This is a genomic window from Polynucleobacter wuianus (assembly GCF_001659725.1).
Classification (GTDB): Bacteria; Pseudomonadota; Gammaproteobacteria; order Burkholderiales; family Burkholderiaceae; genus Polynucleobacter; species Polynucleobacter wuianus.
The window spans coordinates 2,082,477-2,095,406 of sequence record NZ_CP015922.1 but is presented as its reverse complement, the minus strand read 5'-3'; the positions used below and the strand labels follow the sequence as shown (position 1 = coordinate 2,095,406).

Below are 12,930 nucleotides of genomic sequence, written 5' to 3'. Positions count from 1 at the left end.
AGATTATTATTTTAGCACTCCTGTCAAGAGAGTGCTAATGGTTTATTACATCTGTAACTTATTGAATTAATTGAATAATTCGGAAGAGTATTGCCCCGCTGTGAAAGGGGCTAAATCGTCTATTCCCTCGCCCTTACCCAGAGCTAAAACAGCCGGTTTGGGGCCTTCTTTGAGGGTGTGGGCTAGAGCGCAGATAACACCGCCTTTAGCAGTACCATCAAGTTTGGTAACAATGATTCCAGTAAGCCCCAGAGCCGCATGAAAGGCCTTTACTTGGCTCAATCCATTCTGGCCAGTATTACCATCCAAAACCAATAGAGTGTGGTGAGGAGCGCCAGGAAGGGCTTTGCCGATGACGCGCTTCACTTTCTTCAATTCTTCCATTAAATGATCTTGGGTGGCAAGACGACCAGCGGTATCAATGATCAGAATATCGCTTTTGCGAGAGATTGCTGAATGGATTGCATCGTGCGCTACTGCTGCTGCATCACCACCTTCTTGAGTAATGACATCAACTTGGTTGCGTCCACCCCATTCTTGTAACTGGTTACGCGCTGCAGCCCTAAAGGTGTCACCTGCTGCAAGAAGTACTGATTTGCCTTGGGATTGAAAAAGTCTACAAAGCTTACCAATCGTGGTGGTTTTGCCTGCGCCATTGACGCCAACGACTAACCAAACTTCGGGAATAGTATCGTTTTGGCTTGTAAATAAAGGGTTTAGCGACGGCTCTAATGCCTGCAATAAAGCGCCAACCTCTTGAATCAGGAGTGCTTGTAACTCTTCAGGACTAGAGGCTTTTTCAGATTTTGCTGCTTTTCGTAGTTTGCTGATTAATTGCTCGGCCGTGGGTAATCCCACATCACTTTGAATAAGTGATTCTTCTAAGGTATTAAACCAAGCTTCATCAGTCTTACTTGATTTAAATAGAGATCCGAGGGTTTTACGTAAGCCGAACATAATCGATACAATTTAATCCTTGCATCTTATCAATTTAATTCTTGGGATATGGTGATTTAGCAGATGCTTTCGAATTTACTCCGAATTACCTTCTTATTTATGCTGTTAACCCAATTATCTTGGGCGACAGGCAAAGATCAGGACGATACCCATGAATTTCAGCTAAGCAATGGCCTCAAGCTCATTGTGCGGGAAGATCATCGTGCTCCAACTGTAGCTCATATGGTCTGGTACCGCGCAGGCTCTATGGATGAGGTCAATGGCAAGACAGGTGTTGCCCATGTCCTTGAGCACATGATGTTTAAGGGGACTGACAAGGTCAAAGCAGGAGAGTTTTCTCGTTTGGTGGCCGCTGTTGGTGGCCGTGAGAATGCATTTACTTCGCGTGATTACACAGCTTACTTTCAGCAGGTGGAGAAGTCTAAGCTAGATGAAGTGATTAAGCTTGAAGCGGATCGCATGTCTAATTTGAATTTTGATGATGCAGGGTTCCTAAAAGAAATCCAGGTGGTTATGGAGGAGCGTCGCCTACGCACAGAAGATAACCCTAGCAGTCTGCTTAATGAGTCACTTATGGCAACTGCATATATGAGCTCTCCCTATCGTCATCCAGTCGTGGGATGGATGAATGATTTGCAAAATATGACGGCGTCTGATGCGAGGGAATGGTATCGCACTTGGTATAAGCCAAACAATACAACAGTAGTGATTGCTGGGGATGTAGATACAAAACAGGCATTGGCTACAGTAGAAAAATATTATGGCGCTATTGGTGCGCAAGAATTACCAGTACGTAAGCCACAAGTTGAGCCACCACAGAAGGGTGTTAAGCAAGTTCAAGTGAAGGCGCCTGCAGACAGCGCTCAATTCACGATGGCCTGGAAAGCTCCGCCCCTTGAATCTGGCAAGTTAGACAATCCCGAGCCTTATGCGTTAGAACTTCTAACAGCGGTACTTGATGGTTATGACAATGCTCGCTTGAATCGCTCACTTGTCAAGCAAGAAAAAGTTGTGAACGATGTGGGGGTTGGCTATGACATGGTATCTCGTGGTCCGGAGTTGTTCCTAATTAGCGCCACGATGGCTAAAGGAAAAACGGTCGCACAAGCACAAGCGAGCATTCGTAAAGCTATTGAAGAAATCAAGCAAAAAGGTGTGTTGGAGTCAGAGCTCAAGCGCATTAAGGTTCACATTCTCTCTGAGCAAATCTATAAGCGAGATTCTATTTTTGGCCAAGCGATGGAAATTGGGAGCACCGAGATGGCTGGATTCTCTTGGAAAGACATAGACTACATGTTGGAGAAAATGCAAACCATTACTCCAGAGCAGGTTCAGGCTGTTGCCAAAAAATATTTAGTGGATGAAGGTTTGACAATTGCAGTATTGGATCCTCAAGCTCGAAAGTCAGTTAGTCAGGAGAGCAAATGATCAGGGCTTTCAATCATTGTGTTGCCATTTCTCTTTTGGCATTTGGTGTGGTTACAAGTGCAAATGCCATATTGCCGATCGAAAAACTTGATGCTTTTAAAGGTGCCAAAGCCTATTTAGTGCAAACTAAAGCCCTACCGATGGTCGATATTGAAGTCAGTATTGATGCTGGTGATCGCTATGATCCTGTGCACAAAAGTGGCTTAGCTGATATGACTGCAGGCCTCATGAATTATGGGGTTCGTAGTGATAAGGGTTTATTAAATGAAGCTCAAATTGCTGATGAAATTGCTGACTTGGGCGCGAATATTGGTTTATCGGTGAGTGGTGAGCGTGCCATCTTGCGCATTCGTAGTCTAAGCAGGAGAGATTTAAGGGACAGGGCAGTGCAATTGGCGGCAGCGATGTTGAGCGCCCCAACCTACGATGCCAATATCCTTGCAAGAGAAAAGCAAAGAACCATTACTAGCTTGCTTGAGGCGGAAACAAAGCCTGAGTATGTGTTGGAACGTCGTTTTAAAAAAATGGTCTATGGCGCCTATCCCCTAGCTAATACTCCATCAGTGAAATCCGTTGGCGCAATTACTACCAATGATTTGCAGCAGTTTCACAAGCAGTTCTATCGTAGTGATCGGATGATCGTCAGCATTGTGGGTGACGTAGATTCGATACAAGCAAATGAAATAGTGCAAAACTTATTAAAAAGAATTCCACAATCAGGGCCTGTAATTGCACCATTGCCAGAATTAAAGCGTTCACCTGTAGAGCCTTTGTCTCAGCGCGAAGTGCAGATTCCATTTGATTCTCAACAGGCGCATATCGCTATGGGTATGACGGCGGTAGCCCGCAACAATCCTGATTACTTCCCCTTACTTGTGGGCAACTATATTTTGGGTGGTGGTGGGTTTGTATCGCGCCTCATGGGTGAGGTGCGTGAGAAACGGGGGCTTGCCTATAGCGTGTTTAGCTATTTCGCTCCAGGCAAAGACAATGGTATTTTTCAAGCTGGCTTACAAACTAAGAGTGATCAGGGCTCCGTAGCACTTGGGGTGATGAGCGATACGATTGGAAAATTTATTGCCGATGGTCCAACGCTTAGTGAGCTTGCGGCGGCAAAAGCAAATTTGATTAATGGCTATCCATTGCGCATTGATAACAATCGCAAGCTCTTAGATAACGTTTCATCGATCGTTTGGAATGATTTACCTCTAGATACAATGGACGTGTGGACTAAGCAGGTAGAGGCAGTTACCTTGGAGCAAGTAAGTGCCGCATTCCAAAAATATCTTGCAATGGATCGTATGAAGATCGTAGTGCTGGGGGCTCAAAATAAATAAACCAAAATCTCTGAGGGCAGAGCCGCCAAAAAAAGTGCGCATTATTGGCGGCACCTGGAGAAGTCGTTTGTTAACTGTTTTGGATTTACCTGGTCTGCGCCCAACGACTGATCGCATTCGGGAAACGCTGTTTAATTGGCTTGGTCAAGACTTAACGGGTTTGCGCTGTTTAGATTTATTTGCTGGCACGGGTGCTCTTGGTTTTGAGGCAGCGTCACGTGGTGCAGATCTCGTTGTGCTTCTTGAGAAAGATAAAAAGGCTTGTGCAAATTTAGTTGCTAATTTTGGCCTATTGCAATCTTCCCCTGCTTTAGGGAAAGTAGAGATTTTGCAGCGAGATAGTCTTGAATTTTTAAAGCAGCAAGCAGATCGCTCCAGTAATCTCATTTTTATTGATCCTCCATTTGCAGACAATGTCCTGTTTAATAGAGCAGTGATCGAGGCAGGCAGAATTTGTGATGATTCTGGCGGTGGCGGCATTTATGTGGAATTCCCCACAAATCGCTCTCGCGAAGAGGTAGAAGTCCTATTGCCAGACTGGCATTGTGGAAAATACTTAGAGGCTGGACAGGTAAAAGCTTGTCTATTTCGCGGTGGAAGAGGCTAAACTCTTGCCTGTAGCTGATAAAGCCTTAGGAGAGTTATGACTGTCGCTGTATATCCAGGAACATTTGATCCTTTTACTCGTGGTCACGAGGATTTAGTTCGTCGTGCATCTAGCATTTTTGACGAGCTCATTGTTGGTGTTGCATCCAGTCGAAGCAAGCATCCTTTCTTCTCATTAGAAGAGCGCATTGCGATTGCTAGAGAAGTTTTAGGACACTATTCCAATGTAAAGGTTGTCGGCTTTGATGGCTTATTAAAAGATTTTGCTCGTGAGCACAATGCGCGCGTTATTGTTCGTGGCTTACGTGCGGTATCAGACTTTGAATATGAGTTCCAGATGGCAGGCATGAATCGTTATCTTTTGCCTGATGTAGAAACTTTATTTTTAACCCCATCTGATCAATATCAATTTATCTCTGGTACCTTTGTACGCGAGATTGCATCGATGGGTGGCGATGTTAGTAAGTTCGTTTTCCCGTCAGTAGAAAAATGGCTTGTGAAGAAGATCGCCAATCAAAATTCTAAGTAAGGCCACCGAGTAAATATGGCTTTAATGATTACTGACGAATGCATCAATTGCGATGTGTGTGAGCCAGAATGTCCCAATGATGCAATCTATATGGGGCTAGAAATTTATGAGATTGATCCCAGCAAATGTACTGAGTGTGTAGGTCACTATGATGCGCCCCAGTGCCGTCAGGTATGTCCGGTGGATTGCATTCCATTTAACCCCGATCATACGGAAACCCAAGACCAGTTGATGGTCAAGTTCAAGCTGTTAACTGCTGTTAGAAAGGCAAGTTCGGCTTAGCTAAGTAATCTAACCTTTGGAATGCAGCTCTTGCATGGCGGTTTGGGTATCGCCTTTTAAAAAGAGTGACAAGATTTGAAGGCCATTTTCAATGCTGGCATTGATGAGCTTTTGTTCGGCCAACTGAGGTCTGCGCAAAACATAATCTGCCACATCCATCGGGCGCCCATCGCCTGCGAGATCCCTTGGGTGTCCAATGCCCAGTCGTAGCCGCCAGTACTCCGGCGTTCCGATGTGCGCTTGGATATCTTTAAGACCGTTATGACCACCAGTACCCCCGCCGAGCTTGAGGCGTGCAGTTCCTGGCTTGAGATCTAGTTCGTCTTGCACTACCAAAATATTCTCAGGCGTGATTTTGTGAAAGCGACAAAGCGCCCCAACTGCTTGACCGCTCAGATTCATATAAGTGCTTGGCTTGAGAAGATAAACATCCTCGCCTTCCCATTTTGCTTTCGCCACTTTTCCATGAAAACGTTTTTCTGATTCAAAGCGGGCGCTTAATTGTTTTGCGAGAGCGTCGACAAACCAGAAGCCAGCATTATGCCGATCTTCCTCATGTTCATCGCCTGGATTTCCTAGGCCAACAATTAATTTAGTCATGGTGAGAGTGTAAAGATATCAGGCGATTTCTACAAAAAGAGAACGGAGATAAAAGAAAAGCCCGCTTGCGCGGGCTTTCTTCGCAAACAGATAGCTTAATAATTAAGCCTTGTCCTTTGCATCAGCAGCAGGTGCGGCTGCTGGAGCTGCGGTTGCTGCAGGAGCAGCTTCTTCAGTCTCAGCGGCTTTAACAGCTGGAATACGTGCGTTTGCAAGTACTGGATTCTCTTGCTCGACGTGTAATACCAAGCTAACACCTTTTGGCAACGTAAGGTCTTTAGCGTGAACAGAATGACCCACTTCGATTTTGCTCAAGTCCACCTCAATGAACTCTGGCAAGTCTGCTGGTAAGCAGGAAACTTCGATGTCATTGAGGATGTGACTTACAACAGCGCCTTGTAATTTCACAGCAGCTGAAGTCTCAGCATTAGTGAAGTGCAATGGAACGCGCATGTGAACTTTCTCGGTAGCAGATACGCGCTGGAAGTCAATGTGCAAAACCAATGGTTTAAATGGATGCATCTGGTAATCGCGCAACAACACTTTTTGTGTTTTGCCAGCAATTTCCAAATCCAAAATAGATGAGTGGAATGCTTCCTTGCGGAGAGCATGGAACAACGCGTTATGGTCTAACTCAATGACCAAGGCTGGATCTTTACTACCGTAAACGATTCCCGGAGTTTTTCCGGAATTGCGCAGACGGCGGCTCGCACCCGTTCCCTGTACGCTTCTTTCAAAGGCTACAACTTTCATATTAAATTCCCTTTTAAGGTTAATTTCCGTTCGCGACCAAACAGAAAAGCCTTCGATTATATCGTGGGAATGGAGATTTTTGCCTACAAACGACCTAAAACTACCAAAAAACGGGGTAAAACGGAGTTTTTCGGCTTATTCAGCAAACATGGACATGACGGAGTCACCTTTGCTGATGCGAGAAAGGGTCTCGGCTAGCAATGGAGCTACGGTCAACTGGCGGATTTTGCCTACTTTTGCAGCTTCTGCAGTCAATGGGATGGTGTCTGTGACTACCAGCTCGTCCAATTCAGAGGCAGCAATACGGGCCACAGCTCCACCTGATAGGACAGCATGGGTACAGTAAGCTGTAACACCCTTTGCGCCACGCTCTTTAAGCGCTTCAGCAGCCTTACAAAGCGTTCCACCGGTATCAATGATGTCATCCATAATCACGCAATGGCGGCCTTCTACTTCGCCGATCAGGTGCATTACTTCGGATACGTTGGCCTTAGGTCGGCGTTTATCAATAATCGCCAAATCTGTACCCAATTGTTTTGCCATGGCACGGGCGCGGACTACGCCACCGATGTCTGGTGAAACAATAATCAGATCTTTTTTAGTCTTTTGTGCTTCTAGGTCTGCCAGTAAGACAGGGGAGGCGTAAATGTTGTCTACGGGGATATCGAAGAAACCTTGGATTTGGTCGGCATGGAGATCCATTGTGAGGACACGTTCAATACCAGCCACTGATTGCAGCATATTTGCCACGATACGGGCAGAGATGGCAACACGGGCAGAACGCGGACGGCGATCTTGGCGTGCATAACCGAAGTAAGGAATCACTGCGGTTATACGGCTTGCTGATGCTCGCTTTAGAGCATCAATCATGATCATCAGTTCCATCAAGCTGTCGTTCGTTGGCGCACAGGTTGATTGAATCACCACGACATTTTTGCCGCGGACGTTTTCTTGAATTTCTACTTGGATTTCACCGTCTGAGAAACGACCTACAAAGGCTTTGCCCATCGGCAACTTGAGTTCTTTGGCTACAGCCTGAGCCAAAACCGGATTTGCGTTGCCTGTAAATAAAGTCAATAAATCTGAGTTTGTGGGGGACATAGTCTTAAGGATTTTGTAGGGTCAAAAGGTTATCTTTGTCGTTTCTACAGTATTTGGCAGGGGAAGAAGGATTCGAACCTTCGCATGCTGGAATCAAAATCCAGTGCCTTAACCAGCTTGGCGATTCCCCTACGGATCATTCTGAAGAAATCAAATTGTAAGCGGGATTTTTATTTAGCCCCCGAACAACCCGACCTATCCACCCCTTAGGAAGATTTTGTAGAAGATTTTCCAGTTTTGCGACATCAGTCTTAGGGTCTAAGACTACAAAAACGCTACTTCCAGAGCCTGACATACGGGGCTCTGAGCCCGGTACCGCCTGACTAATCCAATCCAAAGCTTGCTTCACTTCAGGACAAATCCGCATCGCTACCGCCTGACAATCGTTTGAAAGATCTGACCATGGCGATGCAAGAAAGCCATCAATTGTAATCTGACCATGATCTCGGGTCAATTCGGGGTCTTGAAAAATACTCTTGGTGGCAATTCCCTGATTTGGGAACATGACTAAAAACTGGCGACTATCCAAGGTAATTTCTTGTATTTCTTCGCCAATTCCCTGAACAAACGCATTTTTTCCAAAGATAAAAAAAGGCACATCAGCACCAAGTTTGAGGCCCAGATCGCAAAGCGTTTTTTGATCGAGATGGAGATTCCAGAGGTGATTTAGGCCAATCAGAGTAGTGGCTGCATCAGATGAGCCACCACCTAATCCGGCGCCCATCGGAATATCTTTTTTGAGAATTATCTCAGCGCCAATTTTAATTTTGCAAAAATCTTTTAATAAATTCGCGGCCTTTACAACCAAATCGTCTTCAGGCTTTACACCAGGGATTGGGTTGATGTGACGAATCTCATTTTCTGGAATTCTTTTGAGGCTGACAGTGTCACACCAGTCAATCAATTGAAATACAGATTGCAGCAAATGATAGCCATCTGCTCTGCGTCCAACAATGTGGAGAAATAAGTTGAGCTTAGCTGGTGAGCGTAGCGTTAGAGAGTCTTTAAATGCATCACTCATTGGCTTGATCAAATACGAGGCGGATATCAATCGACCCAATGTTAGAGCTACGAGTCATTGTTAACTTTTCAAGACGATTTTTATCGTTCCAGGTGTAAACCAAGTTCCAACCATCTTGAATTATTTTGCTCACTTGGCCTTTTACATTTCTTTCTACACTTGCTTCACCGCCAGGCCTTACTTCGCCTCGAAGCCAGTTTGATAAACCGCGCGCAGGCAGTGGCAGTCCTAATGCGTTTTGAACTAGAGTATCTGCATCAATCGCAGTAATGACTTGGCCATCGCGCTCTAGCGTTGCTTCCCCAGGCTCAATAGTAATTTTGGCAATAGAGCCACCGACGGGGTTACGAATTTCTAAGACATCCTTTAGTTGTTCCTGGGTCAGCGTGAAGCCACCAGACCCCCCTTGGTTTTGAGCGTCTGTTAGTCCCGTTACTTTAACGGCGAAACGTCCGTCCCATGAGCCTTGTGCAACTTGATCTGTATTAGACCAATCAGGTTTTAAGCGCTTTAAGGTTTCTTTGAGGGTGGGATTATTGGCATCTAATTTTTGACCTTGCTGCCACATCTCTTCAGCCTCAGTGCGACGACCCATTACCCATAAAACCTCGCCAGTGTGTGCCGCGATATCCGCTTCAGGCTTCATTCTGAATGCTTGCTGTAGTTGCTCTAAAGCCAGTTCATTTTTTCCAAGACGGAAGTTGACCCAACCCAAGCTATCTAAAATGAAATTATCTTTAGGTGAGAGTTGATGTGCTTTATTAATGAGCGCAAATGCTTCAGGTAATTTGATATTTCGGTCGGCTAGTGAGTAACCTAGAGCATTTAATGAATTCGCATCGTTCGGATTCTTGCGCAAGATTTCACGCAGGGTTTTCTCCATCACATCTAAACGGCCAATCTTTTCTGCTGACATCGCATAGGTGTAGAGCAACGCAGGATCTTTGGGGGCAGGTTTTGCAGTAGAAGTAATTTCATAGAAAGCTCGCAAAGCTTCCGACTCATCTTTAGCTTTGGCAAGTAAGGCTTGTAGTTGCAAGAGTGTATTTTCTTGCTCTGCAGGGGATTGCTGACGGAGTAAGGCAATGGCTGGCTTGACTGCATCAGACCAACGATTGCTTAAGACCAGTAAAGTGATCAGAACTTCCTTGGGCTTGGTTTGGGAGGCGGGCGACAAGCTATCCCAGAGTTTTGCGGCATTCAAAGCTAGCTCAGGCGATCCTCCAGCAATACCAATTTCCATTGCCCTTTGAGCTAGGCGAGTATCTTTGTATTGGCGCGCCATTTCCAGATAGGTGCCATAAGCCAGGCCCGCTTCACCTCTTTGTAAGGCAATCTCGGAAGCCAGCACCTCAAAAACTGCTTGGCCAGTTTGCGCCTCATCCGTTTGCGCAGCAACATATCCCGAAAGGCTGCCTGTACAAGCGATGACAAGGAGTAAAAATCCGTTGAGATAGGATTTCAGTAAATATTGGCTCATGAGCACATTCTAATCTGCGAATTTACAATTGATTTATGCCAGAGCTCCCAGAAGTTGAAGTTACTCGACTAGGAATTGCCCCTCACCTTCAGGGGCGAAGTATTAGTGCCGTTAAGGTCCTTGACGGGCGCTTACGTTGGCCTGTCCCTAAAACCCTATCAAAAATTTTGCCAGGCCAAAAAGTGCGCGGTATTGAAAGGCGTGGAAAGTACCTCTTAATTGAACTGGATACAGGTTATGTGTTGGTACATTTGGGAATGACTGGCACTTTACGTGTTTTGCCAAGTACTGAACCTTTGAAGTTGCATGATCGCGTCACTTTAGAGTTTGGAAAGTTGAGCTTGCGCTTGCATGACCCTAGGAAATTTGGCGCAGTCTTATGGCATCCAAAAACAAAAGGACCGATAGAAAAAAATGCCCTGTTGCAAAAGTTAGGGGTGGAGCCTTTTTCACCAGAGTTTGCTGGAGAGCTAGGTGCGGATATTTTGTATAAGACATCTCGCAAGCGAAGTATTGCGGTCAAGCAATTTCTCTTGGCTGGGCAATCGGTAGTTGGGGTTGGCAATATTTATTGCTCTGAAAGTTTGTTTGAGGCAGGTATAAATCCTGCAAAGGCCGCAGGAAAACTCACACGTCCCCAATGCTCTCGCCTTGCTGAAGCTGTGAGGTTGATTTTGAAAAAAGCGATTGCGGCAGGCGGCAGTACTTTGAAAGATTTTGTAAACAGTGATGGCGATCCAGGTCACTTCATGGTGCAAACCAAAGTCTATGATCGCAAAGATCAGCCATGTAAGATTTGCAAAACACCAATCAAACAAATTGTTCAGGGTCAGCGTTCAACCTATTTTTGCCCCACATGTCAAAAACGCTGATCACGACATTTTCTGAAAATTTGATTGCCTGGCATGCGCGTAGTGGGCGCTCTGGCCTACCTTGGCAAGGCAATCGAGATCCTTACGCGGTATGGGTTTCAGAGGTCATGTTGCAACAAACCCAAGTTGCTACGGTGCTAGAGCGCTACCCCCGCTTTATGAAACGTTTCCCCACGGTTCAAAAATTAGCTAAGGCCCATATTGATGATGTGTTGGCAGAATGGGCTGGACTTGGATACTACTCGCGGGCACGAAACTTGCATGCCTGTGCGCAGCAAGTAATGAAAGAGTTTGGAGGGCAGTTTCCAAGTGATCCAGTAATGCTCGAACAACTCAAGGGTATTGGGCGCTCAACCGCGGGTGCAATTGCTGCATTTGCTTTTCATAAAAGAGCACCCATTCTCGATGCCAATGTCAAAAGAATTTTGGCGCGCTTATTTGGTGTAGAGGGTGCAATGCAAGAGAAGGTGATAAATGATCGCTTATGGAAATTGGCTACAGATATCTTGCCTGTAAAACCAAAAGATATGCCGGTTTATACCCAAGCGTTGATGGACTTTGGTGCTACCTGGTGTACTGCCCGCAAACCGGTTTGTCTCGGTCATGAAAAAAAGTGTCCATTTGAAAAATCTTGCCAAGCAAATTTGAGCAATCAAGTGTTGTCATTGCCACAAAAAATAGTGAAAGCAAAGTCGCCTGAGTTTGATTGCGATATGCTCTTAATTCGATCAGGCAATTCTATTCTGTTGCAAAAGCGTCCGAGTAAAGCGATTTGGGGTGGCTTATGGTCTTTACCGGAATCTGTCTGGGTAGCCAAATCCCCCTCTAGAAAAACCACTCCAAGTATTCAAAATTTATTTGCAGCAGCTTTGCCGGAAGAGAAGGCCTCCCCGTGGCTGAGGGTTTGTAAGACTGCCCAGGCTGGCCCTCAAATTAAGCATGTGTTTACTCATCGACGCTTATGGATGCAGATTTGGTATGTGAGTACCTCAAAACTCGTCGAGCCTGGAAACGAAAAACTCAAGTGGGTACCCTTAAAACAATTGGGGCGCTACGGTCTACCGCAGCCAATTAAAGTTTTGCTGCAGGGATTGAGTCTAGCTCGCGGTGGCGATCTAAAAAATTAAGCTGTAGATCCATCAAATCTTTTTGAGCGCGGAAGTGTTCGCTGATTCGGTTGACTAAATAGACTGAGCGATGTTGGCCGCCAGTACAGCCAATAGCAACGGTTAAATAACTCCGTCCATCAGCAATATAGTGCGGCAGCCATTTATCAATAAATTGCGTAATGTCAGTTTCCATACTGATAACTTCAGGGATTTTTTCCAGAAATTCTTTAACGAGTATGTCATTGCCTGTCAGAGGCCGCAAGACTTTGTCGTAATGGGGGTTGGGTAGGCAACGAACATCAAACACAAGGTCGGCTTCGCTGGGCACCCCCTTTTTGAAACCAAAGGATTCAAAAATGACTGTCAAGCCAGCTGGCTTGTCTTTAAGGAGATCTTGGATCCAAGAGCGTAGGGCATGAGCAGGAAGATTGCTAGTGTCGATGCTGTGAGCTTGTGCGCGCAGAGGCTCTAAGAGGCTGCGCTCTTTATCAATTGCTTCAATCAAGGTCGCAGATTGAGTTTGCTTTGCATTAGTTGACAAGGGGTGTCGGCGACGTGTTTCTGAAAAACGCTGAACCAATGTGTTGGTATCCGCATTTAAGAAGACGATACGTACTTGGTGATCACGCTTGAGATTTTCGAGAATAGATGGAAGCTGCGCAATAGATTGACCGCGCCGTGCATCGATGGCAACAGCCACTCGCTCACTTTTTTCATTTACAAGAGTAGTAATGAGGTTTTCTAGTAATGAGACTGGTAGGTTATCTACGCAGTCGTAGCCTGCGTCCTCAAAAGCCCTTAAGGCAACTGATTTACCCGAGCCTGAGATTCCGGTAATCAGATTAATTTGCATGG

Annotated in this window: 14 protein-coding genes and 1 tRNA gene; 7 read left to right on the top strand and 8 right to left on the bottom strand. The window is 45.6% G+C overall.

All coding sequences use genetic code 11. The features are described 5' to 3' along the window. Positions 1-66 precede the first annotated feature (66 nt). Positions 67-957, bottom strand: a complete 891-nt coding sequence (ftsY, locus tag A8O14_RS10755) for a signal recognition particle-docking protein FtsY (protein ID WP_068949509.1) — start codon at positions 955-957, stop codon at positions 67-69. A 99-nt stretch (positions 958-1,056) separates the two neighbouring features. Here ftsY and A8O14_RS10750 point away from each other — a divergent pair, with 99 nt between their 5' ends. Genes A8O14_RS10750 through A8O14_RS10730 form a run of 5 tightly spaced genes read left to right on the top strand, consistent with a single transcriptional unit; the run spans position 1,057 to position 5,139 of the window. Continuing rightward, entirely contained in the window at positions 1,057-2,385 is a 1,329-nt protein-coding gene (locus A8O14_RS10750; RefSeq protein ID WP_228385074.1) for a M16 family metallopeptidase, read from the top strand. Beyond that, positions 2,382-3,722: a M16 family metallopeptidase gene (locus A8O14_RS10745; RefSeq protein WP_068949507.1), complete on the top strand. Its 1,341-nt coding sequence runs from the start codon at positions 2,382-2,384 to the stop codon at positions 3,720-3,722. The genes A8O14_RS10750 and A8O14_RS10745 overlap by 4 nt, the downstream gene beginning before the upstream one ends. Continuing rightward, positions 3,715-4,329, top strand: coding sequence for a 16S rRNA (guanine(966)-N(2))-methyltransferase RsmD (gene rsmD, locus A8O14_RS10740; protein WP_316934893.1), 615 nt, complete (start codon positions 3,715-3,717; stop codon positions 4,327-4,329). Before A8O14_RS10745 ends, rsmD begins: the two co-directional genes overlap by 8 nt. A 36-nt stretch (positions 4,330-4,365) precedes the next feature. Beyond that, positions 4,366-4,857: a pantetheine-phosphate adenylyltransferase gene (gene coaD / locus A8O14_RS10735; RefSeq protein ID WP_068949505.1), complete on the top strand. Its 492-nt coding sequence runs from the start codon at positions 4,366-4,368 to the stop codon at positions 4,855-4,857. A gap of 15 nt (positions 4,858-4,872) precedes the next feature. Beyond that, a complete protein-coding gene (locus A8O14_RS10730) occupies positions 4,873-5,139 on the top strand; it encodes a YfhL family 4Fe-4S dicluster ferredoxin (RefSeq protein WP_068949504.1) in 267 nt (88 codons plus the stop codon). A 9-nt stretch (positions 5,140-5,148) separates the two neighbouring features. Here A8O14_RS10730 and pth read toward each other — a convergent pair whose 3' ends face one another. The 6 genes from pth to A8O14_RS10700 all read right to left on the bottom strand — a co-directional run bounded on the left by pth (position 5,149) and on the right by A8O14_RS10700 (position 10,094). Beyond that, positions 5,149-5,739 (bottom strand): aminoacyl-tRNA hydrolase, encoded by a 591-nt coding sequence (gene pth, locus A8O14_RS10725; protein ID WP_068949503.1) that lies wholly within the window; start codon positions 5,737-5,739, stop codon positions 5,149-5,151. A gap of 102 nt (positions 5,740-5,841) precedes the next feature. Further along, on the bottom strand, positions 5,842-6,492 hold the full coding sequence (locus tag A8O14_RS10720; RefSeq protein WP_068949502.1) for a 50S ribosomal protein L25/general stress protein Ctc: 651 nt from the start codon (positions 6,490-6,492) through the stop codon (positions 5,842-5,844). 135 nt (positions 6,493-6,627) lie between these two features. Next, the gene (locus A8O14_RS10715; protein ID WP_068949501.1) at positions 6,628-7,593 is read right to left on the bottom strand and encodes a ribose-phosphate pyrophosphokinase; all 966 of its coding nucleotides are present in this window, start codon (positions 7,591-7,593) and stop codon (positions 6,628-6,630) included. Positions 7,594-7,647: 54 nt separating this feature from the next. Beyond that, positions 7,648-7,724 (bottom strand) — tRNA-Gln (locus A8O14_RS10710). A gap of 5 nt (positions 7,725-7,729) precedes the next feature. Continuing rightward, positions 7,730-8,614 (bottom strand): 4-(cytidine 5'-diphospho)-2-C-methyl-D-erythritol kinase, encoded by an 885-nt coding sequence (gene ispE / locus A8O14_RS10705; protein WP_068949500.1) that lies wholly within the window; start codon positions 8,612-8,614, stop codon positions 7,730-7,732. Continuing rightward, positions 8,607-10,094, bottom strand: a complete 1,488-nt coding sequence (locus A8O14_RS10700) for a lipoprotein insertase outer membrane protein LolB (protein ID WP_068949499.1) — start codon at positions 10,092-10,094, stop codon at positions 8,607-8,609. Before A8O14_RS10700 ends, ispE begins: the two co-directional genes overlap by 8 nt. A gap of 35 nt (positions 10,095-10,129) precedes the next feature. Between A8O14_RS10700 and mutM the strand changes: the two genes are divergently transcribed. Next, positions 10,130-10,966: a bifunctional DNA-formamidopyrimidine glycosylase/DNA-(apurinic or apyrimidinic site) lyase gene (gene mutM / locus A8O14_RS10695; RefSeq protein ID WP_068949498.1), complete on the top strand. Its 837-nt coding sequence runs from the start codon at positions 10,130-10,132 to the stop codon at positions 10,964-10,966. Further along, positions 10,951-12,093: an A/G-specific adenine glycosylase gene (mutY, locus tag A8O14_RS10690; RefSeq protein ID WP_068949497.1), complete on the top strand. Its 1,143-nt coding sequence runs from the start codon at positions 10,951-10,953 to the stop codon at positions 12,091-12,093. Before mutM ends, mutY begins: the two co-directional genes overlap by 16 nt. On the opposite strand, the gene rapZ is transcribed toward mutY, so the two are convergent. Then, on the bottom strand, positions 12,038-12,928 hold the full coding sequence (gene rapZ / locus A8O14_RS10685; protein ID WP_068949496.1) for an RNase adapter RapZ: 891 nt from the start codon (positions 12,926-12,928) through the stop codon (positions 12,038-12,040). The genes mutY and rapZ overlap by 56 nt on opposite strands. Positions 12,929-12,930 lie beyond the last annotated feature (2 nt).